16 protein-coding genes and 1 tRNA gene are annotated in these 23748 nt (G+C 67.4%); 8 read left to right on the forward strand and 9 right to left on the reverse strand.

The genetic code is table 11. From position 1 onward, the window contains the following. Window positions 1-170 precede the first annotated feature (170 nt). The 4 genes from ASE48_RS22930 (at window position 171) to ASE48_RS22945 (ending at window position 13155) form a co-directional block, all read left to right on the forward strand. A complete protein-coding gene (locus tag ASE48_RS22930; RefSeq protein WP_162264263.1) occupies window positions 171-932 on the forward strand; it encodes a MerR family transcriptional regulator in 762 nt (253 codons plus the stop codon). A 954-nt stretch (window positions 933-1886) separates the two neighbouring features. Next, window positions 1887-11117 (forward strand): type I polyketide synthase, encoded by a 9231-nt coding sequence (locus tag ASE48_RS22935; protein ID WP_057169472.1) that lies wholly within the window; start codon window positions 1887-1889, stop codon window positions 11115-11117. A 29-nt stretch (window positions 11118-11146) separates the two neighbouring features. Beyond that, entirely contained in the window at window positions 11147-11536 is a 390-nt protein-coding gene (acpS, locus tag ASE48_RS22940) for a holo-ACP synthase AcpS (protein ID WP_057169473.1), read from the forward strand. 278 nt (window positions 11537-11814) lie between these two features. Further along, window positions 11815-13155: a dipeptidase gene (locus ASE48_RS22945; protein ID WP_057169474.1), complete on the forward strand. Its 1341-nt coding sequence runs from the start codon at window positions 11815-11817 to the stop codon at window positions 13153-13155. Here the strand turns inward: ASE48_RS22945 and bcp are convergent. After that, complete coding sequence (bcp, locus tag ASE48_RS22950; protein ID WP_057169475.1) at window positions 13144-13617, reverse strand: thioredoxin-dependent thiol peroxidase; 474 nt, start codon at window positions 13615-13617, stop codon at window positions 13144-13146. The two genes, ASE48_RS22945 and bcp, sit on opposite strands and share 12 nt — an antisense overlap. A 92-nt stretch (window positions 13618-13709) precedes the next feature. Between bcp and ASE48_RS22955 the strand changes: the two genes are divergently transcribed. Beyond that, window positions 13710-13937, forward strand: a complete 228-nt coding sequence (locus tag ASE48_RS22955) for a DUF3618 domain-containing protein (protein ID WP_057169984.1) — start codon at window positions 13710-13712, stop codon at window positions 13935-13937. Here the strand turns inward: ASE48_RS22955 and ASE48_RS32850 are convergent. Continuing rightward, window positions 13924-14103 carry a hypothetical protein gene (locus ASE48_RS32850; RefSeq protein ID WP_156409334.1) on the reverse strand — a complete coding sequence of 60 codons (180 nt, stop codon included), beginning with the start codon at window positions 14101-14103 and terminating at the stop codon, window positions 13924-13926. The genes ASE48_RS22955 and ASE48_RS32850 overlap by 14 nt on opposite strands. Before the next feature lie 559 nt (window positions 14104-14662). Here ASE48_RS32850 and ASE48_RS22960 point away from each other — a divergent pair. Beyond that, a complete protein-coding gene (locus tag ASE48_RS22960; RefSeq protein WP_162264264.1) occupies window positions 14663-16345 on the forward strand; it encodes a cellulase family glycosylhydrolase in 1683 nt (560 codons plus the stop codon). A 2-nt stretch (window positions 16346-16347) separates the two neighbouring features. Here ASE48_RS22960 and ASE48_RS22965 read toward each other — a convergent pair whose 3' ends face one another. The 4 genes from ASE48_RS22965 to ASE48_RS22980 all read right to left on the reverse strand — a co-directional run bounded on the left by ASE48_RS22965 (window position 16348) and on the right by ASE48_RS22980 (window position 20162). Further along, window positions 16348-16743 carry a hypothetical protein gene (locus tag ASE48_RS22965; protein ID WP_057169477.1) on the reverse strand — a complete coding sequence of 132 codons (396 nt, stop codon included), beginning with the start codon at window positions 16741-16743 and terminating at the stop codon, window positions 16348-16350. Between the two features lie 280 nt (window positions 16744-17023). Continuing rightward, window positions 17024-17407: a hotdog fold thioesterase gene (locus ASE48_RS22970; protein ID WP_057169478.1), complete on the reverse strand. Its 384-nt coding sequence runs from the start codon at window positions 17405-17407 to the stop codon at window positions 17024-17026. Then, entirely contained in the window at window positions 17404-18825 is a 1422-nt protein-coding gene (locus ASE48_RS22975) for an acyl-CoA synthetase (protein WP_057169479.1), read from the reverse strand. Before ASE48_RS22975 ends, ASE48_RS22970 begins: the two co-directional genes overlap by 4 nt. After that, complete coding sequence (locus tag ASE48_RS22980) at window positions 18822-20162, reverse strand: SLC13 family permease (protein ID WP_057169480.1); 1341 nt, start codon at window positions 20160-20162, stop codon at window positions 18822-18824. Before ASE48_RS22980 ends, ASE48_RS22975 begins: the two co-directional genes overlap by 4 nt. Window positions 20163-20265: 103 nt before the next feature. On the opposite strand from ASE48_RS22980, the gene ASE48_RS22985 reads away from it, so the two are divergent. Continuing rightward, window positions 20266-21015: an IclR family transcriptional regulator gene (locus tag ASE48_RS22985; protein WP_057169985.1), complete on the forward strand. Its 750-nt coding sequence runs from the start codon at window positions 20266-20268 to the stop codon at window positions 21013-21015. A 107-nt stretch (window positions 21016-21122) separates the two neighbouring features. Here the strand turns inward: ASE48_RS22985 and ASE48_RS22990 are convergent. After that, window positions 21123-21198: transfer RNA gene (locus ASE48_RS22990), tRNA-Lys, on the reverse strand. Between the two features lie 161 nt (window positions 21199-21359). Between ASE48_RS22990 and ASE48_RS22995 the strand changes: the two genes are divergently transcribed. Next, a complete protein-coding gene (locus ASE48_RS22995) occupies window positions 21360-22580 on the forward strand; it encodes a L,D-transpeptidase (protein WP_057169481.1) in 1221 nt (406 codons plus the stop codon). Here ASE48_RS22995 and ASE48_RS23000 read toward each other — a convergent pair. Further along, window positions 22577-23056: an SRPBCC family protein gene (locus tag ASE48_RS23000; RefSeq protein WP_057169482.1), complete on the reverse strand. Its 480-nt coding sequence runs from the start codon at window positions 23054-23056 to the stop codon at window positions 22577-22579. The genes ASE48_RS22995 and ASE48_RS23000 overlap by 4 nt on opposite strands. Next, window positions 23053-23742, reverse strand: coding sequence for a DUF899 domain-containing protein (locus ASE48_RS23005; RefSeq protein WP_057169483.1), 690 nt, complete (start codon window positions 23740-23742; stop codon window positions 23053-23055). The genes ASE48_RS23000 and ASE48_RS23005 overlap by 4 nt, the downstream gene beginning before the upstream one ends. Window positions 23743-23748 lie beyond the last annotated feature (6 nt).

The following is a 23748-nucleotide window of genomic DNA, read 5'->3' on the forward strand; positions in this document are numbered from 1 at the left end:
TTGGTGGGATGAATCGCCAATCATTTTTCGGTGAGTTCGCTCACCGACGTTGCCACAATTTACATCTGTGCAGTTTCGTGGGTATTTGGTGCTTCGCTCGTTTTGCACGAACCGGGCTAGACTGGAGAGATGCGCGCGCTGACCTCTCGACCCGGTGTGGGGAGATGCGCGTGGCGCTGAACGAATACCACCTCGACGATCTGGCCCGGATCTCCGGTGTCACCGCCAGGAACATCCGCGCCTACCGCGAGCGGGGCCTGCTGGATCCGCCGCGCCGGCAGGGCCGCTCTGCCATCTACGACGACTATCACCTGGCCCAGTTGCAGACCATCGACGAATTGTTGGGCCGCGGGTTCACCTCCGCACACGTCGCGGAGTTCTTCGAGACCATGCGGGCCGGCGGAAGCGTCGCCGAGCTGCTGGGACTGCAACGGGCGATCCTGCGCCCGCGTGCCGAGCCGGGTGACGAAACGACGCCCGACGGGCTGCGCGTCAAGATCGATCCGGCGAGCGCGGAGGGCGCCCGGCTGCTGGAGTTGGGACTTGCGCACCGCTCTGGGACCGCACTGGTGTTCACCAATCCCGTCATCGGCCGGGTGGTGGCGCGCTCTGCGGACCCGCTGGTGTACGCCCGCATCGTGCTGGCGTTGCTGGATGCGAGCCGGGACGGCGTGGAGGCACTGGCCGATGACGTGATCTCGGTGCTCGAGCGCGAGGTGGTCGCGCGCTATGGATCCGCGCTCCCGAACAAGGACAACATCGACGACATGAGCCGGTGGATCACCGACTGTGCCGGGTTCAGCCATGCCGTCATCGCCGACCATCTGCAGCGGGCACTGCTCAAGCGCTCGGTGACGGCGGTGTCCGATTTCAACACCGGACTGGTCGCTCGCGGAGACTGGACACCGTCCGCCGAGGGTGGAGCACGCTGACGCCGCTGAGCGTTCACCGCGCCGGTGCCACACATGCCAGACCGTGGCTGGCAACTACACGTCGCAACCGGCTTGCGTCCGGCGAGCCGGTCTACGCATCCATCGACGACGATTGCATCCACGGCAGCACGTGGCCGGCGGTGCCGGACCTGCCCGGCTGGGAGCGGGTGCTCGGCCGCCGGCGCGGGGGCGTGCACGCCCACTCCGAAACGGTCGAAAGGGCTCTGCAGGACGGGATCGGGACCTGCTCACGGCAGCGCAACCGGGCTCGCCGGAACGGCGACGTGTCAGGCCGCTCGTACCCAGCAGGTCGAGATCGCCAGCCGCGAAGCCGGCGGCATGGGCGTGCCTATCGGCCACACCCCCAACCCCCGGCGCGGGGAGTGGGCCAAAACTTACCGATCAGTAATAATTGCCAGCAAACGAATTTTGTCGCCGCCGGCCATCGGGTGGACAGTTTTGAGGGATGTGTCCATTCGTGGGCGTCGTTCCCGGCGCCGCGGGGAGTGGCGGAGAACACCAAATTCTTAGATAACGATTTCATAACGGCATCGCGCTGATCTGGGAAGTTATAGCTACTCGACCGTAACCACCTGCAAGCAGGACGTTTGTCCCGCAGAAGTTTCACCCGTGCAGAGGCCGTTGTTACCCAACGTATGGTTACCCGTCCGTAGAACTCGCCAGTAACCATTTAAGGGCGGAAAATGGCCCTAGCTCTTATGACACTCTTAGTGGGGTAGGGCTGCCTTCTGGGTGCGTCCGGGACCGGGTTCAGATGATCCCGACTCTCCCGGACGAGTACCAGCCCGACGGAGATTCAAAGCTGAATCACCAGGACCAACAGGACGACGGGGCCGTCGGGGATCCCGTACGCATCCTCGCCGCGACGACGCGGCACACCGGTACGACCAGCGATATTGCGCGAAAAAGACTGCACCGAGGGAGATACACAACGTGACGATCAACGAACACGACAGGGTGACAGCCGGGAGCAGGAACAGCCTGAACGAGGGGTCCTTGTCGGGCGCGCACGCGCTCGTCGATCTGCTGAACGCCGGTGAGCCGTATGCAGTCGCGTTCGGTGGTCAGGGCGGCGCCTGGTTGGAGAGCCTGGAGGAGCTGGTCAGCTCCGCCGGTATCGAGTCCGAGCTCAGCGAGCTGGTCGGCGAGGCGGCGTTGCTGCTGGAGCCGGTGGCACGCGAACTCGTCGTGGTGCGTCCGATCGGCTTCGAGCCGCTGCAGTGGGTGCGCGCGCTGGCCGCCGAGGAGCCGTTGCCCGACACCAAGCAGCTCACCACCGCCGCCATCTCCGGCCCCGGCATCCTGCTCACCCAGATGGCCGCCATCCGCGCGCTCACGCGTCAGGGCCTGGACCTGATGGGAACCCCGCCGGTCGCGATGGCCGGACACTCCCAGGGCATCCTGGGCGTCGAGTCCCTGAAGGCCAAGGGCACCCGCGACGCCGAGCTGCTCGCGCTGCTCCAGCTGATCGGCGCCGCCGGATCGCTGATCTCCCGCCGTCGCGGCATGGTCGGCCGCGGTGACAAGACCCCGATGGTGTCGGTCACCAACGTCGACCCCGACCGGATCGCCGAACTGCTCGAAGAGTTCTCCACCGATGTCCGCACCGTGTTGCCCCCGGTGCTGTCCATCCGCAACGGCCGTCGCTCGGTGGTCATCACCGGAACCCCCGAACAGCTCGGCCGCTTCGAGCTGTACTGCTCGAAGATCACCGAGAAGGAAGAAGCCGAGCGCAAGAACAAGCTGCGCGGCGGCGCGGTGTTCTCGCCGGTGTTCAACCCCGTCCAGGTCGAGGTCGGCTTCCACACCCCGCGCCTGGCCGACGGTGTCGCGCTCGTGGACCGTTGGGCCGCGCAGTGCGGTATCGACACCGAACTGGCCCACCGCATGACCGAGTCCATCTTCGTCAGCCCCATCGACTGGGTCGCCGACATCGAGGCCCTGCACACCGCGGGCGCCCGCTGGATCATCGACCTCGGCCCCGCCGACACCGTCACCCGACTGACCGCCCCGGTGATCCGCGGGCTGGGCATCGGCATCGTGCCGGCCGCCACCCGTTCCGGTCAGCGCAGCCTGTTCACCGTCGGAGCCGTGCCCGAGGTGCCCGCGCCGTGGACGAGCTACGCGCCGTCGACGGTCACCCTGCCCGACGGCTCGGTGAAGCTGTCGACCAAGTTCACCCGCCTCACCGGTCGTTCGCCCATCCTGCTCGCCGGTATGACCCCGACCACCGTCGACGCCAAGATCGTCGCCGCGGCCGCGAACGCCGGACACTGGTCCGAGCTCGCCGGTGGCGGCCAGGTCACCGAGAAGATCTTCGACGACCGCGTCGCCGAGCTCACCGAGCTACTCGAGCCGGGTCGCGCGATCCAGTTCAACTCGCTGTTCCTGGACCCGTACCTGTGGAAGCTGCAGCTGGGCGGAAAGCGACTGGTGCAGAAGGCCCGTCAGTCCGGCGCCCCCATCGACGGTGTCGTCGTCACCGCCGGTATCCCGGAACTCGACGAGGCCGTGGCGCTCATCGAGGAACTCAACGAGATCGGCATCACCCACGTGGTGTTCAAGCCGGGCACCGTGGACCAGATCAAGTCCGTGATCAAGATCGCGGCCGAGGTTCCGGGCAAGGACGTCATCGCCCATATCGAGGGCGGCCGCGCCGGTGGCCACCACTCGTGGGAGGACCTCGACGATCTGCTCCTGGCCACCTACGCGGACCTGCGCAAGCTGTCCAACATCACCATCTGCGTCGGCGGCGGTATCGGCACGCCCGAGCGTGCGGCCGACTACCTGGCCGGTCGCTGGGCAGAGGACTACGGCTTCCCGCTGATGCCGGTCGACGGCATCCTGGTCGGCACCGCCGCGATGGCCACCCTTGAGGCCACCACCTCGCCCGCGGTCAAGCAGCTGCTCGTGGACACCACGGGCACCGACGTGTGGGTCGGAGCCGGAAAAGCCCAGGGCGGCATGGCGTCTGGGCGCAGCCAGCTCGGCGCCGACATCCACGAGATCGACAACACCGCCTCGCGCTGCGGCCGTCTGCTCGACGAGGTCGCCGGTGACGCCGACGCGGTCGCCGAACGCCGTGACGAGATCATCGCCGCCATGGCCGACACCGCCAAGCCCTACTTCGGCGATGTCTCCGACATGACCTACCTGCAGTGGCTGGACCGCTACGTCGAACTGGCCATCGGTGAGGGTGATTCCACCGCCGACACCAAGGCCACCGATTCGCCGTGGCTGGACATCACCTGGCGGGACCGTTTCGAGGAGATGCTCAAGCGCGCCGAGGCCCGCCTGCACCCCAGCGACTCGGGCCCGATCGACACCCTGTTCGCCGGCGACGCCGAAAGCGAAGCGCTGCTGGAGCATCCGGCCGCTGCCGTCGACACCCTGCTGAACCGGTACCCGGACGCCGAGGACATCAAGCTGCACCCGGCCGACGTGCCGTTCTTCACCACCCTGTGCAAGACCCCCGGCAAGCCGGTCAACTTCGTGCCCGTCATCGACAAGGACGTGCGCCGCTGGTGGCGCAGCGATTCGCTGTGGCAGGCCCACGATGCCCGCTACACCGCGGACCAGGTCTGCATCATCCCCGGCACCGCTGCCGTCGCCGGTATCACCCGCGTCGACGAGCCCGTCGGTGACCTGCTGGACCGTTTCGAGCAGGCCGCCATCGACGAGGTCGTGGCGAGCGGCGCCGTTGCCGTCCCGGTGGTGTCGCGCCGCCAGGCCAACGCCGCGGTCACCGGACCCATTGCCGTGGTGCTGGATTCACCCGACGTGCTGTGGGCCGGCCGGACCGCGATCAACCCGGTGCACCGCATCGGCGCCCCCAGCGAGTGGCAGGTCAACGAGAACCGTTCCGCGGTACACCCGTCCACCGGTTCGCGTCTTGAGCTCACCGAGGCGGGCGTGACGCTGAGCGTGCCGCTGTCCGATATCTGGATCGAGATCAAGCTGACGCTGCCGGCCGCCACGGTCAACGGCGGCATGCCCGTCGTCACCACCGAGGACGCCGCCGCCGCGATGCGCGCGGTGCTGGCCATCGCCGCCGGCGTCGACGGAGTGGACGCACTGCCCACCGTCGTCGAGGGCACCGCGACCGTCACCGTCGACTGGGACCCCGAGGAGGTCGCCGATCACACCGGCGTCACCGCCACCTTCGGCGCCCCGCTGGCCCCGGGCCTGACCCTGGTGCCCGACGCCCTGGTCGGCCGCTGCTGGCCCGCGGTGTTCGCCACCATCGGATCCGCCGCCACCGATGCCGGTTTCCCCGTCATCGAAGGTCTGCTCAGCCTGGTGCACCTGGACCACGCCGCGCACCTGCTCGCCCCGATGCCCACGACGGAATCCGAATTGACCGTCACCGCAACGGCTTCGGAAGCAGTCGACACCGAGGTTGGACGCGTCGTACCGGTCAGCGTGCTGATCACCGACGCCGAGGGCACCGAACTGGCGCGCCTGGAAGAGCGTTTCGCCATCCGCGGCCGCACCGGTGCCGTCGAGCTGGAGGACCCGGTCCGTGCCGGTGGCGCGATGACCGACAACGCCACCGACACCCCGCGTCGACGCCGTCGTGACGTCACCCTGACCGCGCCCACCGATATGAGCGCGTTCGCCGTGGTGTCCGGTGACCACAACCCCATCCACACCGACCGTGCCGCAGCACTTCTGGCCGGGCTCAAGGGTCCGATCGTGCACGGCATGTGGCTCTCGGCCGCCGCGCAGCACGTGGTGACCGCCACCGACGGCCGCGCCACCCCGCCGGCCCGCCTGGTGGGCTGGACCTCGCGTTTCCTGGGCATGGTGCTGCCCGGTGACGAGATCGAGTTCCGCGTCGACCGGGTCGGCATCGACCGCGGCGCGGAGATCATCGAGGTCACCGCGAAGGTCGCCGGCGATCTGGTGATGGCCGCAACCGCACAGCTGGCCGCGCCGAAGACGGTGTACGCCTTCCCCGGCCAGGGCATCCAGCACAAGGGCATGGGCATGGAGGTCCGGGCCCGTTCCAAGGCCGCCCGCAAGGTGTGGGACATCGCCGACAAGTTCACCCGCGACACGCTGGGCTTCTCGGTGCTGCACGTGGTCAAGGACAACCCGACCAGCCTGATCGCCTCCGGTGTGCACTACCACCACCCCGAGGGCGTGCTGTACCTGACGCAGTTCACCCAGGTCGCCATGGCGACGGTGGCCGCCGCGCAGGTCGCCGAGATGCGCGAGCAGGGTGCCTTCGTCGAAGGCGCCATCGCCTGCGGGCACTCCGTCGGTGAATACACCGCGCTGGCCTGTGTTTCCGGCGTCTACGAGCTGCCCGCGCTGCTCGAGGTGGTCTTCCACCGCGGCTCCAAGATGCACGACATCGTCCCGCGTGACGAGAAGGGCCGCTCCAACTACCGGTTGGCCGCGATCCGTCCGTCCCAGATCGACCTGCCCGACGACGATGTCACGGCCTTCGTCGAGGAAATCAGCGTTCGCACCGGTGAATTCCTGCAGATCGTGAACTTCAACCTGCGTGGCTCGCAGTACGCCATCGCCGGCACCGTGCGCGGTCTGGAGGCCCTGGAGGAGGAGATCGAGCGGCGCCGCGAGATCAGCGGTGGCAAGCGCTCGTTCATCCTGGTGCCCGGTATCGACGTGCCGTTCCACTCCGAGGTGCTGCGCGTCGGTGTCGCCGACTTCCGCCGCTCCCTGGAGCGCGTCATGCCGACCGACGCCGACCCGGACCTGCTCGTGGGCAAGTACATCCCGAACCTGGTGCCGCGGCCGTTCACCCTGGACCGCGACTTCATCCAGGAGATCCGCGACCTGGTGCCCGCCGAGCCGCTCGACGAGATCCTCGCCGACTACGACACCTGGCGTAACGAGCGTCCGCGTGAGCTGATGCGCAAGATCGTGATCGAGCTGCTGGCATGGCAGTTCGCCAGCCCGGTGCGCTGGATCGAGACCCAGGACCTGCTGTTCATCGAAGAGGCCGCCGGTGGCCTCGGGGTGGAGCGGTTCGTCGAGATCGGCGTCAAGACCGCGCCGACCGTGGCGGGGCTGGCGACCAACACGCTGAAGCTGCCCGAGTACTCGCACAACACCACCGAGGTGCTCAACGCCGAACGCGACGCCGCGGTGCTGTTCGCCACCGACACCGACCCGGAGCCCGAAGAGGACGTTTCGGCACCAGAGCCGTCCGCAGCGGCGGCACCGGCAGCCGCGGCTCCCGCGGCCGCTCCCGCACCCGCGGCGGCACCGTCGGGTGGCCCGCGGCCCGATGACATCGGATTCGATGCTGCCGACGCCACTTTGGTGCTGATCGCCCTGGCGGCCAAGATGCGCCCCGACCAGATCGAGGCGCTGGATTCCATCGAATCCATCACCGACGGTGCGTCCTCGCGACGCAACCAGATGCTGGTGGACCTGGGTTCCGAGCTCAACCTCGGCGCCATCGACGGTGCGGCCGAAGCCGATCTGGCCGGTCTCAAGTCACAGGTGACCAAGCTGGCCCGTACCTACAAGCCGTTCGGCCCGGTGCTGTCCGACTCGATCAACGATCAGTTGCGGACCGTCTTCGGACCGTCGGGCAAGCGGCCGGCCTACATCACCGAACGCGTCTCCAAGACATGGGAACTGGGCCCCGGCTGGGCCAAGCACGTGACCGCCGAGGTGGCGCTGGGTACCCGTGAGGGTTCCAGTGTCCGCGGCGGCAACATGGGCGGCCTGCACGAGGGTGCGCTGGCCGACGCCGCTTCCGTCGACAAGGTGATCGACGCGGCGGTGCAGGCGGTCGGCGCCCGCAAGGGTGTCGCGGTGAGCCTGCCGTCCTCCGGTGCAGCCGGTGGCGGCGTGGTGGACTCGGCGGCCCTCGGCGAGTTCGCCGAGCAGGTCACCGGACCCAACGGTGTGCTGGCCAACGCCGCGCGCACCATCCTGGGTCAGCTCGGGCTGGACAACCCGGTCAGCGCCGAGGAAACCGTCAGCGATGCCGATCTGATCGATCTGGTCACCACCGAGCTCGGCTCGGACTGGCCGCGTCTGGTGTCCCCGGTGTTCGACGCCCGCAAGGCCGTGGTGTTCGACGACCGGTGGGCAAGTGCCCGTGAGGATCTGGCCCGGTTCTGGCTGCTCGAAGAGAGCGAGATCGACGCCGACTGGGAGCGCCTGTCGCAGAGCTTCGAAGGTGCGGGCAACATCGTCGGCACCCAGGCCAGCTGGTGGCAGGGCCGGGCGCTGGCGTCCGGTCGCAACGTGCACGCCGCGCTGTACGGCCGCGCCGCCGCCGGTGCGGAGAACCCGGACAAGGGTGGCTACGCCAACGAAGTCGCCGTGGTGACGGGTGCCTCGAAGGGCTCCATCGCCGCATCGGTGGCCGCTCAGCTGCTGGAGGGTGGCGCGACCGTCATCGCCACCACCTCGCGGCTCGATGACGACCGGCTGGCGTTCTACCGCACGCTCTACCGCGATCACGCCCGGTTCAACGCCACCCTGTGGGTGGTTCCGGCCAACATGGCGTCCTACTCGGATATCGACGCACTCGTCGAGTGGGTCGGCAACGAGCAGACCGAGAACCTGGGCCCTAAGGCCATTCACCTCAAGGACGCGCAGAACCCGACGCTGCTGTTCCCCTTCGCCGCACCGCGTGTGGGTGGGGATCTCTCCGATGCGGGTGCGCGCTCCGAGATGGAGATGAAGGTCCTGCTGTGGGCCGTGCAGCGGCTCATCGCCGGCCTGTCGCACCTGGGCGCCGAGCGTGACATCGCCTCGCGTCTGCACGTGGTGCTGCCGGGCTCGCCCAACCGGGGCATGTTCGGTGGCGACGGCGCCTACGGCGAGGCCAAGGCCGCGCTCGATGCCGTGGTCACCCGCTGGAAGGCCGAATCCTCGTGGAGCCAGCGTGTTTCGCTGGCACACGCGCTGATCGGCTGGACCAAGGGCACCGGTCTGATGGGCCACAACGACGCCATCGTCGGCGCCGTCGAAGAGGCCGGTCTGACCACCTACACCACCGCCGAGATGGCCTCGAAGCTGTTGGCGCTGTGCAATATCGAATCCAAGGTCGCCGCCGCCCGTGCGCCGATCGAGGTCGATATGACCGGTGGTCTCGGTGAGATCGAGATCGACATGGCCGAGCTGGCCGCCAAGGCCCGCGAGGAGATGTCCGCCGCGGCAACCGATGACGACGACGATGACGAGGCCGGAAAGATCCGCGCCCTGCCCTCGCCGCCGCGCGGGTACGCCGCCGCACCGCCGCCGGCCTGGGACGACCTCGACGTCGACCCCGCCGATCTGGTCGTGATCGTCGGTGGCGCCGAGCTCGGACCGTACGGTTCTTCGCGGACCCGCTTCGAGATGGAGGTGTCCGGCGAGCTGTCGGCCGCCGGCGTCCTGGAGCTGGCGTGGACCACCGGGCTGGTCAAGTGGGAGGACGATCCCAAGCCGGGCTGGTACGACACCGAGACCGGTGATCTGGTCGATGAGGCCGAACTGGTCGAGCGCTACCACGATGCCGTGGTGGCCAAGGTCGGCATCCGCGAGTGGGTCGGCGACGGCTTCCTCGATGCCGATCACTCGGCGCCGCTGCTGGTGTCGGTGTTCCTGGAGAAGGACTTCACCTTCGTGGTGTCGTCGGAGACCGATGCCCGCGAGTTCGTGAAGTACGACCCGGAGCACACCCTGATCGCACCGGTCCCCGACAGTGCGGACTGGCAGGTCACCCGCAAGGCCGGCACCGAGATCCGGGTGCCGCGCAAGGTGAAGCTGTCGCGCACCGTCGGTGCCCAGATCCCGACCGGCTTCGACCCGCAGGTCTACGGCGTCACGCCGGACATGGCCAGCTCGATCGACCGGGTGGCGCTGTGGAACCTGGTGACGACGGTGGATGCATTCCTGTCGGCGGGCTTCAGCCCGGCCGAGCTGATGCGGTGGGTGCACCCGAGCCTGGTGGCCAGCACGCAGGGCACCGGCATGGGCGGTATGACGTCGATGCAGACCATGTACCACGGCAACCTGCTGGGCCGGAGCAAGCCGAACGACATCCTGCAGGAGGTACTGCCGAACGTCTTCGCAGGCCACGTCGTGCAGTCCTACATCGGCAGCTACGGCTCGATGATCCACCCGGTCGCGGCGTGCGCCACGGCGGCGGTGTCGGTCGAGGAGGGTGTCGACAAGATCCAGCTGGGCAAGGCCGAGTTCGTGATCGCCGGCGGCTACGACGACCTGACGCTGGAGGCCATCACCGGCTTCGGCGACATGTCGGCCACCGCCGACACCGAGGCCATGCGGGCCAAGGGCATCAGCGATTCGAAGTTCTCCCGCGCCAACGATCGTCGCCGGCTCGGGTTCGTCGAATCCCAGGGCGGCGGAACGATTCTGCTGACCCGCGGTGACCTCGCGGTGCAGATGGGTCTGCCGGTGCTGGCCGTGGTGGCCTACGCCTCGTCCTTCGGCGACGGCGTGCACACCTCGATCCCGGCTCCGGGTCTCGGTGCCCTGAGCGCGGGTCGCGGTGGCAGCCAGTCCCGCCTGGCCCGTTCGCTGGCCAAGCTGGGTGTCGGTGCCGATGACATCGCGGTGATCTCGAAGCACGACACCTCGACGCTGGCCAATGACCCCAACGAGACCGAGCTGCACGAGCGGCTCGCGGCCTCGCTGGGACGCTCGAAGGGTGCCCCGCTGTTCGTGGTCAGCCAGAAGAGCCTCACCGGTCACGCCAAGGGTGGTGCCGCGGCCTTCCAGATGATGGGTCTGTGCCAGATCCTGCGCGACGGCGTCATCCCGCCCAACCGCAGCCTGGACTGCGTCGACGATGAGCTGAACCATGCCAAGCACTTCGTCTGGGTGCGGGAGCCCCTGCAGCTGGGGGAGAAGTTCCCGCTCAAGGCCGGTCTGGTGACCAGCCTCGGGTTCGGCCACGTGTCCGGTCTGGTGGCCCTGGTGCATCCGCAGGCGCTGCTGGCCGCATTGCCGGCCGATCAGCGTGCCGACTACCAGGCCCGGGCCAACACCCGTGTGCTGGACGGTCAGCGGCGGCTCGCCTCGGCGATCGCCGGTGGTCCCGCGCTGTACGAAAAGCCCGCCGATCGCCGGTTCGGCAGCGACACCCCGGAGAAGCGTCAGGAAGCGGCCATGCTGCTCAATCCCGACGCCCGCCTGGGTGCTGACGACCACTACTCGAAGTGACGGAAAGCGAGTCGGATAGCGTCTCCGGAATGGGCATTGTTGGGGTAGGGATCGACCTGGTGTCGATTCCGGATTTCGCCGAGCAGGTTGACCAGCCTGGCACCGTTTTCGCCGAGACCTTCACGCCGGGGGAGAGGCGCGACGCCGCGGACAAGAGTTCGTCGGCGGCGCGTCACCTCGCGGCGCGGTGGGCGGCCAAGGAAGCGGTGATCAAGGCCTGGTCGGGGTCGCGCTTCTCGAAGCGGCCGATGCTGCCGGAGGGGATCCACCGCGACATCGAGGTGGTCACCGATATGTGGGGTCGTCCGAAGGTGCGGTTGTCCGGCGCCATCGCCGAGCATCTCAAGGATGTGACGATCCACCTGTCGCTGACCCACGAGGCCGATACCGCTGCCGCGGTCGCCGTTCTCGAAGCTTGATCCCGCGAGCGTGCGTGTCCGAGGCCGGACACGCACGCTCGTGCAGGAGTTTGCGCACGCTCGTGAGCGAGCGGCCATGCCGGGAGCTCGGACCTGCTGCATGGTCATACGTTCCTACGTGGCTTCAGTCTGGCCACGGGTGGACCGTGTGGAGCTGAAGCGGTGTACGTGATCCGGCAGAGAGACGTACACGGTTTCAGTTTCGAACGGTGGGGTGCGAACTGACTGAAACCTGGTTGGCGCCCGGCCAGGTGTGCGCCGCGGGCTAGCCTTGAGCCATGACCGATGTTGCCGCGCGTGTCCAGGAACTGCTGCCCTCGGTGCGTGCCGATCTCGAAGAGCTGGTGCGCATCGAATCCGTGTGGGCCGACCCAGCGCGCCGGCCCGAGGTGCAGCGCAGCGCGGAGCTGACGGCGAAGTTGTTGTCGCAGGCCGGTTTCGGTGATGTCCGTACGGTGTCCGAAGGCGGTGCGCCCGCGGTCATCGCCCGCCACCCGGCCCCCGAGGGCGCCCCTACGGTGCTGCTGTACGCCCATCACGATGTGCAGCCCGAGGGCAACAGTGCGCAGTGGCACTCACCCCCGTTCGAGCCGACCGAACGTGACGGCCGGTTGTACGGCCGCGGCACCGCCGACGACAAGGCCGGTATCGCAACGCATCTGGCGGCGTTCCGGGCGTTCGGCGGCAACCCGCCGGTGGGTGTGACCGTCTTCGTCGAAGGCGAGGAAGAATCCGGTTCACCGTCGTTGCCCGCGCTGCTGGACGCCCATCGCGACCTGCTGGCGGCGGACGTCATCATCATTGCCGACTCGGACAACTGGGGTGTCGACATCCCCGCGCTGACAGTCTCATTGCGCGGTCTGGCCGATTGCGTGGTCGAGGTGGCCACCCTGGACCACGGGCTGCACTCCGGGCTGTGGGGCGGTGTGGTGCCCGACGCGCTGAGCGCGCTGATCCGGCTACTGGCCAGCCTGCACGATGACGAAGGCAACGTCGCCGTCGCCGGCCTGTACCAGGCGAGCGCCGCCGACGTCGAGTTCAGCGAGGAGCGGGTGCGGGCCGACTCCGGTCTGCTCGACGGTGTCCAGCAGATCGGCTCCGGGCCGGTGGTGCAACGGATGTGGGCGCGCCCGGCCATCACCGTCATCGGTATCGACACCACGCCCATCGACAAGGCGTCCAACACCCTGGTGCCCAGTGCCCGGGCCAAGGTGAGCATGCGGGTGGCCCCCGGCGGCGACGCCCGGGCGCACCTCGCGGCACTGACACGGCACCTGGAGGCGCACGCGCCGTGGGGCGCGAAGGTCAACGTCACACCCGGCGATGTGGGGCAGCCGTACGCCATCGACGCGACCGGCCCGGTGTATGACGCTGCCCGGCAGGCCTTTCAGATCGCTTGGGGCCGCGAGCCGATCGACATGGGGATGGGCGGGTCGATTCCGTTCATCGCCGAGTTCGCCGCCGCGTTCCCGGACGCCAAGATCCTCGTCACCGGGGTGGAGGATCCGGGCACCCAGGCGCACAGCATCAACGAGAGCCTGCACCTCGGGGTGCTGGAGCGGGCGGCGACCTCGGAGGCGCTGTTCCTGGAGGCGCTGGGGAAGGCCTCAGACCGATAGGTCGCGGCGCAGCTTGGCGACGTGGCCGGTGGCCTTCACGTTGTACTGCGCGACCTCCACGACACCCTTCTCGTCGACCAGGAAGGTCGACCGGATGACACCCTGCACCGTCTTGCCGTACATGGACTTCTCACCGAAGGCGCCCCAGGCGGTCAGCACCTTCTTGTCCGGGTCGGACAGCAGCGGGAACGTCAGGCCCTCGGCGTCGCGGAATTTTGCCAGCTTCTCGGGCTTGTCGGGGGAGATGCCGATGACGTCGAGTCCGGCGTCGTTGAGCTCGGCGAGACTGTCCCGGAAATCGCAGGCCTGCTTGGTGCAACCCGGGGTCGACGCCGCCGGGTAGAAGTACACGATCACCTTGCGGCCTGTGAAGTCGGACAGCTTGACGGTGTTGCCGTCTGCATCGGGGAGGCTGAAGGCGGGTGCCTTGTCGCCGACTGCCAGCCGCGGGGTCTGTGCCATGCGTCGTATACGCCTTTCTCGTCGACCGGGGCAGCGTGGTCGGCTCCGGCTGCTCTAGGGTAATTCGGTACGCCGACAACATGGAGGACACAGTGGCTGATCGGGATCCCGAGGCGATCAAGAAGGACATCGACCAGGCTCGTGATCAGCTGGCCGCGACGGTGGACACCCTCGCCGTACGCGCGAATCCTCAGCGCCTCGCCGACGATGCCAAGGCAAAGGTCGTGGCGTTTGTGACGAAGCCGCCGGTGCTGGTGTCGCTGGCGGGCGTAGGCACCGTCGTCGTGGTGTTGGTGATCCGCCGGATCAGGCGCCGCTGACGCTGTTGTAGCGGCGGCGACGCGGTCGCAGCCAGTTCGGCAGCGACACAGTGGGCGGGTTCGCGGTCCGGCCGAGGCGACTGCAGCTGATGACCGTGGCGACGCCCTCCGGCGGCGCGCCCTCCGGCATGGCGGCCGAGGAGCTCGGTGCGCTCTCGACTGACATCAGCTAATACCTCGTTTCGCACTTCGGTGGTGCGCTGCATCCGGCTCACGATGCTGTGCAGCTAACTTGACCCTAGCACGCCGACGGGCCCTCGGCTGCACTTCTCATCACGCATCTACCTGCATATTTGCGTTCCGCAGCTACTTTTTCGTCCCGCGTCATCCGCAAGAAAACCACCGTGAGGGTCTGTTCCAGCACATCTGCCAGGCTTTTCGTGGTGTTTGCAGGACTAATTGACGTCAGCGTTGGTGGCAACCGTAGCACCGGCGCCGAGACGCTGGCGGCGATTACAGGTGAAGATCGCGTTACCGGAACGAGCACCAAGAGATCTGCCGAGTGGCGAATTCTTGCGATCTTGATACAGGTAGCGAATAGAGTCTTGACTCAGCGTCCCTGTCGGGGGAGACGCCGGGATTGACGGGACGCCCTCATGAATCGCCATGAACTCGGATTTCGGCACGTCGCCAACAGAATTGTCATCGGTGGCGTGATTTCCGCCGTGGTGTGCGGCGGCGCGGGCACTCTTTATGTTCCTGCACCGCGGCCGGCGGTGTATCACGTGCAGCCGACGGCAGCCATTGTCGAATCGTCGTCGACCCTCGGTTTCGCGGATTCCGATCTGTATCAGCTGTCGACGAGCGAGATCGACCAGCAACTCGACATGATGCAGGCGCTCGGTGTCCAGAACGTGCGTATCAGCATCGCGTGGGCCTCCGTCGAGGCGCAGCAGGGGCAGTACAACTGGACTGCCACCGACTACGTCATCAATTCCGCGCACCAACGGGGTATGGGCATACTCGGTGTGCTCAACGAGACCCCGGCCTGGGCCGGCACCCCGGTGCTGGCCGGAATGCCCAATCCACAGGTCTTCGGTCAGTTCGCACAATTGGTCGCGCAACGCTACGCGGACGAAATCTTCGCCTATTCGATCTGGAACGAACCGAATGCGGTGAATTCCCTGGATCCGGTGGATCCGGCGGCGTACACGACGCTGCTTCAGGCGGCTTATCCGCTCATCAAGCAGGTCGGCGTCGACAACGGCGCAGAAATCACCGTGATCGGTGGTGTGGTCGGGGCGGGTCTCACCGAGGGAAACGTCTCGATGAACCCGGTGGATTTCATTCAGGGCATGTACGACGCCGACGCGAAAGGTTTCTTCGACGCGCTGGCATTTCACCCGTATGACTACACGTTGGATTTCTCCGACGGTGCGAATCAGGCCGGCTCGCCGCTGAAGCAGCTACAGCAGATCCTTGCCATCATGGCCGAGAACGGCGACCAGGATCTCAAGGTATGGGCCACCGAGTACGGCGAGCCGACCACTCCGCAGTACTCCGAGCAACAACAATTCGATTTCATCCAGGACTTCCTGGCCACCTGGCCGACGATCGCCGGTACCGGTCCGATGTTCCTCTACACGCTGGTGGACACCGATTCGGGCAGCTCCAACAAGCAGGACAACCTCGGCGTCTACTACTCGGATCTGACGGCGAAGCAGGCCGTCCAGGCGATCATCGACTACATCAACGCCATCCCCGGGCCCAACGAACCGACGTCACCGACCAACCCGCTCATCGCCGCGATCAAGGCCGCCGTGCAGTGGGTGGGCGCAGCGACCAGGACGGTCCTCCGCACCGCTGCCAACGCAGTCGTCAACGTCGCCGATGTCATCGGGAACGTGGTCAAGAGCTTGGCGCGGGCGACGGCTTCGGTCATCTCCGGTGGTGTGCGGCTGGCGGGTGCGGTGGTCACCGGCATCGTGCAGGCGGTGGCTAACGCGGTGCGCGGCGTCGCGGGCGTGGTCAAGGGTGCGGTGCGTGGTGTGGCCGGGGCACCGAGCAATGCCCGGGTGACGGCGGCTGACCCGCCGACCGCCGCTCACAGCCCCACGGCGCTGCGCGCCGCGTCGGGTCGGGTAACGCCGGCCCTCGCGGCAGATGCAGATGACGTGACCGCAGCGGAGCCGGATGCCGGTGTGGCGACGTCGCGCTCGGAGAGCAGCGGGCCCGCAGTCGTCTCGGCGAGAACCGCGCGGCAGGCCGATGAGCCCGAGCGAGACCTCGAAGAGCCTGCCGCTGAGGATCTTTCCGGCCCTGCGGACCTGGAGACTGCTCCCGAGGACGACGAGCCGGCGCATGAGAACGCGCCGGGGGAATCAGACAAACCCGACGCCGAGTCCGCCGGAACGGGGCGGGAAAGCTCATCGTCGGACGACGGCGAATCTGCACCGGCCGCGGCGTAACCTCAGGCCGGGCCGATGACCGGCTGGTACCAGTACTCACTCGTGCCGGTCAGCACCGCGCCGACGAGTTCGTCGGTGACCAGGACGCCGGGGGCCGGGGGATCGGCCGGCGCGGACACCACCGGCTGTGGCGCCAGCGCCCGAGGGTCCCGTTCGACGACGGTATCGATACCCGGAATGGGTTCGGGGTTGTGCGCGCATTCCGTGCGAAAGCGATCTTTGCCCAACAAGAGTTCGCTGACGGCCGACGCGGCACCGGCGAGTTCGGCCGTGCCGGCAATGCATGGAGTGAATATGTGCAGGGCGGACTCTGTCGGGCCGAAAGCCGTCGCGGGCGTGGCCGGCACCAGCGGGGACTGAGCCAGCGTCTGAATCTGAATGCCGCATCCGCTCAACATCCACGCCCCTACCAGCAGACAAGGCAATGCAGATCGGAACGTGACAAGTCGGCCGTGTGCCATCGCAGGTCCTCCCACCCTGGCACCCTCCCCGCGGAGCGCGTCCTGATTCCTTGTATTCAGCGTGTTGTGCGGCTATGAGGAAAAGGCGGTACTAATTGACGCGATGGCTAATTCAATGCGATGGATCTGTATTTGCTGAGCGAATTGTGATCATGGCACAGCGTGTCGCGCAATGGCGGCTTTTCGGGTGGCTTATCTTTGACTGTTCAGCGCCGCATCAGCGAGCGCGCCGGGTCGCTCTTCCGGTGGCGCGCGCGATCGCGGCGTCCTCGCCGGCCCTGGTGAGCCGGACGACGAAGATGTCCTCGCGGGCCAGCCGTTCGCCCACCGCCGCCACGGCCACCAGTTCATCGCCCTCACGGGCCGGCGCCAGATAGTCGATGTGAATGGAGCTGACCACTCCGCTATGGGTGTCGTTGTTGGCCGCCGCCGCCAGCGCGGCGCCCACCACACTGAACAGCAGCGCGCCGTGCGCGGTGCCGTGCGGGTTCAGATGGTCGGGCCCGACAATCAGCGTGGCGGTCGCCTCACCTCCGCCGAAGTTCTGCACGGCGATGCCGAGGTGGCGGGCGTAGTGATCGGTCTTTTCCTCTGTGCTCACATCAGCGCTTTCTTCTGGACTTTGCCCATCGCATTGCGGGGCAGGGCGGACACGAAACGGATCTCGCGCGGACGCTTGTGCCAGGACAAATCGTCGGCGACGTGGGTGATGAGTCGTTCGGCGAGATCCTCGCCGGCGGAGTCGGATCCGGTGACGACGAACGCGACGATGCGCTGGCCCAGGTCGTCGTCGGGTGCGCCGATCACCGCCACTTCGGCCACCTCGGGGCGGGCGAGCAGCGACGTTTCGATCTCACCGGCCCCGATCCGGTAGCCGCCGGATTTGATGAGGTCCACCGATTCCCGCCCGACGATGCGGTGGAAGCCGTGTTCGTCGATGGCTGCCAGATCGCCGGTGACGAACCAGCCGTCCTCGGTCCAGCAGGACGCGGTGATGTCCGGAAGGTTCAGGTAGCCGTCGAAGAGCATCGGGCCGCGCACCTGAAGCCGGCCGATCGATTCGCCGTCGTGCGGCACGGGTCCGCCGTCGTCGGCGCGGATCCGGGTCTGCGCGCCGGCGACGGGCTGTCCCACCCAACCCGGCCGACGTTCGCCATCGGCGCGTGTGCTCAGCGTGATCATGGTCTCGGTCATGCCGTAGCGCTCCACGGGGGCGTGGCCGGTCAGTTCGCGCAGCCGCTCGAACACCGGAACCGGCAGTGGCGCACTACCACTGACAAGTAGCCGCGCTGAGGACAGCGCCTTGGCCGCCTGCTCGTCCTGGGTGACCCTGGTCCACACGGTGGGTACGCCGAAGTACATGCTGGCCCCGGCCTGGGCGTAGCGCTCCGCCGTGGGTTTACCGGTGTGCACCAGCCGGGATCCGATGTGCAGTGAGCCGATGATGCCGAGGATCAGGCCGTGGGTGTGGAATAGGGGCAGGCCGTGCGCCACGGTGTCCCCGGCCGTCCAGCCCCACGCCTCGGAGAGTGCGTCGAGGCCTGCGGCAATGGCGTGTTGGCTCAGCAGCACGCCCTTCGGGGCGCCGGTGGTGCCCGAGGTGTAGAGGATCATCGCGACCCGTCGTGGGTCGACCGGTTTCGGCGGCGCTGCATCGGCGATGCCGAGGTCGGGTGCGGCGGTGGGTAGTTCGACGCCCTCGCGCCCGGGGCCGACCCACAGGGTGGCCCCGGAATCCGCGAGGATGTGACTCACCTCGGCGTGCCCGACATCCGGTGGCACCGGCACCACCGGTATGCCTGCCAGCAGGCAGGCGGTGACGGCGATGACAGTGTTCAGCGTGGGCTCGGCGTTGACGGCCACCACCGGTACACCGCCGCGGGAGTGGATGTCGGTGCCGAATGCCGAGGCGATGGTCCGTAACCGTGTGCGCGACACGGACTCACCATCGATGGTGATCGATCGGTCATCGTCGGCGGCGTCATCGTCGAGCAGTGCGTGCAGCAGGGGCCGGGTCATGAAAACGCCATCCCGGGCAGGATCAGCACCAGCGTCAGCGCAATCGGACCGACCACCACCATCGAGAGTCCCCATCGCGTGAGCAGCTTCGTCATCCGTGGGCGGGCCTCTTCGTCGACCGTGGTGGCCACATAGGTGGCGCCGACGGTGGAGAACGGCGACACGTCCACGATGGATGCGCATACGCCGATGGCGCAGATCAGTGCCCAGCCCGGGATGCCGCCTTCGGCGATCAACGGAAGTGCCAGGGGGACAAGGGCGGCCAGCATGCCCGTAGTGGAGGCGAAGGCCGAGATCAACCCGGCGGCCGCGCAGAGCAGGACGGCTGCCACCAGGGGCGAGCCCAGGTGAACCGCGCCTTCGCCGAGCATGTCGACCACGCCCATCTCGGTGAGCACACCGACGTAGGTGATGATGCCGCCGACGAGAAGCACCGAGCCCCAGTCGATCCGGCTCATCGCCTTCTTGCCCGAGGAGGCGTCGAGCAGTGCGGCGATCGCGCCGAGTCCGTAGCCCAACACGCCGATGTCCGGCGTCATGCCGAGCAGGGACATCACGACGACTGCGGCGATCAGCACCAGCATCATGGCGATGGTCAGGATCTGCATCCCGCTCGGGCGCTCGGGCGCGACGAGTTCCTCATCGTCGTTGTCGCCGATATCCAGTGTGGAGCCGCCGTATTGGGGCAGCGCGGCGCCGCGGGCGACCATTGCCTCGCTGAAGGCCGGCGCTTCGGCATTGAACCGTTTCTTGCGGCCGAACATCGCGTAGGCGACCGCCAGCAGGACCAGGTTCAGCGCGACGGCCACCCCGAAGAGCAGCAGCGGGCTCAGTGCGATGCCGGCCTCGTTGGCGGTGCCCCAGGTGATGATGCCGAACAGGCTGGTGGGTGCGAACGCGCCGGCGCTCAGGCCTGCGCCCATCGCGAGCGCCATCAGCATCGGGTCGATGCCGCGCTTGTGCGCGATGCTCATGCCCATGGGCGCCATGACCAGGCCGCCGAGCGGTGCGCCCATGGCCGAGATGACGGCGGTGAGCGCGAAGAAGACCGCGGGGAACAGTGGGTCCCGATTTCCGACCCGGGCCAGGGAGGCCTGGATGAGCCAGTCGATGGTGCCGTTGCTGTGCGCGATCCCGAAGAAGTACGTCACGCCCACCAGCAGCACCAGGATGCTGAGCGGGAACTCGCCGATGACCTCGGTGAGGCTCAGGTCGGCGAGCCAGAGGCCGACGATGCAGGCGACCGGGAACATCACGATGCCGATGTTGACGTTGCGGATTGCGGCGATCGCGAATACCGCTATGAAGATCCCGAGAGCGATCAGTTGCGCCGTCATGTGTTGCACCTCCTAGTGCTGAGTGGTCCGTACAATGGACCGTTGGTTCGTCTGATAGACCGATGTGCTGTAACCTAGCTCACAAGCGATGGAGGAGGCAACCTTGGCCACAGAGAGCGTGGTGTCGGCGTTCCGGGTGCTCGAAGCGGTGGCCGAGGAGCAGCCGGTGGGGCTGTCAGAATTGGCGCGGAAGGTCGGCCTGCCCAAGAGCACCGTGCAGCGCGTCCTGCTGACGCTGCAGGAGGTCGGCTGGCTGCGTCCCACCGAGACGACACCGACACGATGGCAGCTGACCTACCGCGTCGTCGCGGTGGTCGGGCGCGCCGGCGGCGGGGAGAGCCTGCGCGACATCGCGGTCCCGGTCATGAACGAGCTACAGCTGGCCACCACGGAGACCATCCACCTCGCCGCACCGGACGGTGATTCGCTGGTGCTCGTCGAACGCCTCGACACCTCGCACCGGTTGCGCGCGTTCCTGCCGCTGGGTGAGCGCATCGCCCTGCATGCCTCGGCGACGGGACTGGCGTATCTGTCAGCGTGTGGGCCGGGCTACCTCGACGACTACCTCGCCGGACCGCTATCGGCTCAGACCCCGGACACCATCACCGACCCGGACCGAATTCGCGCTGTGGTCAACGAGGTTCGCGAGCGCGGCTATTCGAAGAACATCGGTGGTCTGTCGCTCGGCATCAGCTCGCTCGGGGCGCCCATCGTGGGGCCCTCCGGCGCCGTGGCCGCGCTGTCGATATCGGGGCCGAGCAGTCGCATCACCGAGGACCGCTTCGAGGAACTCGGCACGCAGGTGCGTGACGCCGCGGCCAGGATCAGCCGCGGGTTGCGCGGCGAACGGTAGGCCCTCAAACGACAAAGCCGTCAAACGACAAAGCCGTCAAACGACAATGCCGTCAAACGACAATGCCGTCAAACGACAAAAGCCCTGCCGAAGCAGGGCCTTTGCGGTGGTGCGCCGTCAGGGTTTCGAACCCCGGACCCGCTGATTAAGAGTCAGCTGCTCTACCAACTGAGCTAACGGCGCGCGTTGGAGACAATAACAGCACCGACGCGCAGAGGTGAAATCCGCATGACAATGCCGGGTCCGGGCGGCTTGCGCGGGGCCAGTTGTCGGTCGTTCCCTTAGACTATTGCCAAGTAGCCGTGATCCCGCGGGTTCTTGTGAAACAAAGTGGAGCAAAACAGATGGTGCAGGTCTCGCCGGTGGGCAGCGCGCGTCGCCGCAAGGCATGGCCAACCGTGATGGCGGTGGCACTGACCATGGTGTTCGCCGTCGCCGCATGCAGTGGCAATCAGGCCCCCGAACAGCCGAAGACCATCGCGGACAAGGGCACCCCCTACGGCGATCTGTTGGTGCCCAAGCTCACCGCATCGGTGACCAACGGTGCGGTCGGCGTCACCGTCGACGAACCCGTGAAGGTCAGCACCGAGGGCGGTGTCCTCGGGCCCGTCAGCCTGATCGACGAGGACGGTGCGCCGGTCGCCGGCCAGCTCAGCGCGGACGGCTTGACCTGGTCGACCACCGACCCGCTGGAATACAACGCGAGCTACACGCTCAACGCCCGCTCCTCGGGCCTCGGCGGCCAGGCTGCCACCCAGGCAACGTTCGAGACGCACTCGCCGGAAAACCTGACCATGCCCTACCTGTTGCCCAACGAGGGTGAGGTTGTCGGCGTCGGCCAGCCGATCGCGGTCCGTTTCGACGAGAACATCATCAACCGTGCGGCCGCCGAGAAGGCCATCAAGGTCACCACCACCCCCAAGGTGGACGGCGCCTTCTACTGGCTCAACAATCGCGAGGTGCGTTGGCGCCCAGCCGAATACTGGAAGCCCGGCACCAAGGTCGACGTCGAGGTCAACACCTACGGCGTGGAGCTCGGCGACGGCCTGTTCGGGCAGGACAACGTCAGCACCAACTTCACCATCGGCGATCAGGTGATCGCGGTCGCCGATGACTCCACCAAGACGCTGACCATCCGCCGCAACGGCGAGGTCGTCAAGACCATGCCGATCTCGATGGGCAAGGACAGCTCACCGACCAACAACGGCGTCTACATCATCGGTGACCGGTTCGCCGAGCTGGTGATGGATTCGTCCACCTACGGCGTTCCGGTGAACTCGCCCAACGGATATCGCACCGAAGTGGACTACGCCACGCAGATGTCCTACAGCGGCATCTACGTGCACGGCGCGCCGTGGTCGGTGGGTAGCCAGGGGTACAGCAACGTCAGCCACGGGTGCCTGAACGTGAGCACCTCCAACGCGCTGTGGTTCTACGAGAACACCAAGCGCGGCGACATCGTCGAGGTGGTCGGCACCGTCGGATCTCAGCTTCCCGGCACCGACGGCCTCGGCGACTGGAACATCCCCTGGACCCAGTGGAAAGCCGGTAACGCCAGCACCTAGGTCGCGCAATGCTCCAGTGCGGCAAGCGATTCCTGGATGTATTTCTCCGGGAAGGGCGGCATGCCGCCGACCTGATCGCGGAAGCTCTGCGGGGTGCCGGTCCAGTCGTAGGTGATCGTCACATCGGTGCCGTCACCGTTGGGCGCCAGGTCATAACGCCACCACCAGCCGCCCGGCTCATGCTCGCCGGCCTCGTTGAGCTGCCCCGGCAGCCACCCGATGGTGCGGTCGCGCTCGAACTCGGTGACCAGGTTGTGCATCACGTAATGGCCGCCCGCGAACTCCAGGAACATGTTGATCACGAAGATCTGACCGGTCCCGGTGATGGGTTCGGGGTCGACGGCGTCGCGCACCCAGTCGCCGGGCTCGGTGTCCTGATGGCGTGCCGGGTCGGCCAGCACCTCGAACACCGCGCTCGGGCTCGCCGCGATGGTGCGGGTGACGACGTAGCGCTCCTGGTCCGTTTGGGTGCTCATGCGTTGGCTCCTTCGCCGTAGGCGCGGGCGACATCGGGGGAGTCGAGCCACTTCGAGTAGGTCGGCGACTGCGGCCAGCCGTCGGGGGAGTCCTGCCATACCTCCTGGCGGCCGAAGGGCAGCAGGTCGATGAGCGCGAAGCTGTGGCTGAGCTGTTCGGTGCCGCGGCCGTCGGTGTGCCAGGTGCGGTAGACGGTATCGCCGTCCCGCAGGAAGACGTTCACCGCGAAACCCGTGCCAGGGGCCGCGCCCACGTCCGCGCCGAAGGAACTCTCCGACGACGAGTACCAGTCCATCTTGTTGCCGACCTTGCGCTTGTAGGCCAGCGCCTCGTCGATGGGCCCATTGGTGACGATGACGAACCGGGCGTCGTAGTTGTCCAGGAACTCCAGCCGGGTGAACTGTGAGGTGAAACCGGTGCACCCGCCGCACTGCCACTCCGCGCCGTCGGACCACATGTGGTTGTAGGTGATCAGCTGGGAGCGGCCTTCGAACACGTCGGCCAGCCGCACCGGCCCGTCCGCGCCGATCAGGGTGTATTCGGGCAGTTCCACCATGGGCAGAGCGCGGCGCTGGGCAGCGATCGCGTCCAGTTCACGGGTGGCCGCCTTCTCGCGGCGGCGCAGGTCCTCAAGGGCGGTCTTCCAGGTGGCGGTGTCCACCACGGGAGGTTTCGCGGTCGTCATGGAGAG

This window comes from Mycobacterium sp. Root265 (assembly GCF_001428895.1).
In the GTDB taxonomy this organism is placed as follows: domain Bacteria; phylum Actinomycetota; class Actinomycetes; order Mycobacteriales; family Mycobacteriaceae; genus Mycobacterium.

Bases quoted from the DNA above. Each gene is read 5' to 3' on its own strand.
- ASE48_RS22995 (WP_057169481.1), top strand. From the start codon at position 21,360: ATGGTGCAGGTCTCGCCGGTGGGCAGCGCGCGTCGCCGCAAGGCATGG.
- ASE48_RS23000 (WP_057169482.1), bottom strand. From the start codon at position 23,056: ATGAGCACCCAAACGGACCAGGAGCGCTACGTCGTCACCCGCACCATC.
- ASE48_RS22945 (WP_057169474.1), top strand. From the start codon at position 11,815: ATGACCGATGTTGCCGCGCGTGTCCAGGAACTGCTGCCCTCGGTGCGT.
- ASE48_RS22965 (WP_057169477.1), bottom strand. From the start codon at position 16,743: ATGTTGAGCGGATGCGGCATTCAGATTCAGACGCTGGCTCAGTCCCCG.
- ASE48_RS22975 (WP_057169479.1), bottom strand. From the start codon at position 18,825: ATGACCCGGCCCCTGCTGCACGCACTGCTCGACGATGACGCCGCCGAC.
- acpS (WP_057169473.1), top strand. From the start codon at position 11,147: ATGGGCATTGTTGGGGTAGGGATCGACCTGGTGTCGATTCCGGATTTC.
- ASE48_RS22980 (WP_057169480.1), bottom strand. From the start codon at position 20,162: ATGACGGCGCAACTGATCGCTCTCGGGATCTTCATAGCGGTATTCGCG.
- ASE48_RS23005 (WP_057169483.1), bottom strand. From the start codon at position 23,742: ATGACGACCGCGAAACCTCCCGTGGTGGACACCGCCACCTGGAAGACC.
- ASE48_RS32850 (WP_156409334.1), bottom strand. From the start codon at position 14,103: ATGTCAGTCGAGAGCGCACCGAGCTCCTCGGCCGCCATGCCGGAGGGC.
- bcp (WP_057169475.1), bottom strand. From the start codon at position 13,617: ATGGCACAGACCCCGCGGCTGGCAGTCGGCGACAAGGCACCCGCCTTC.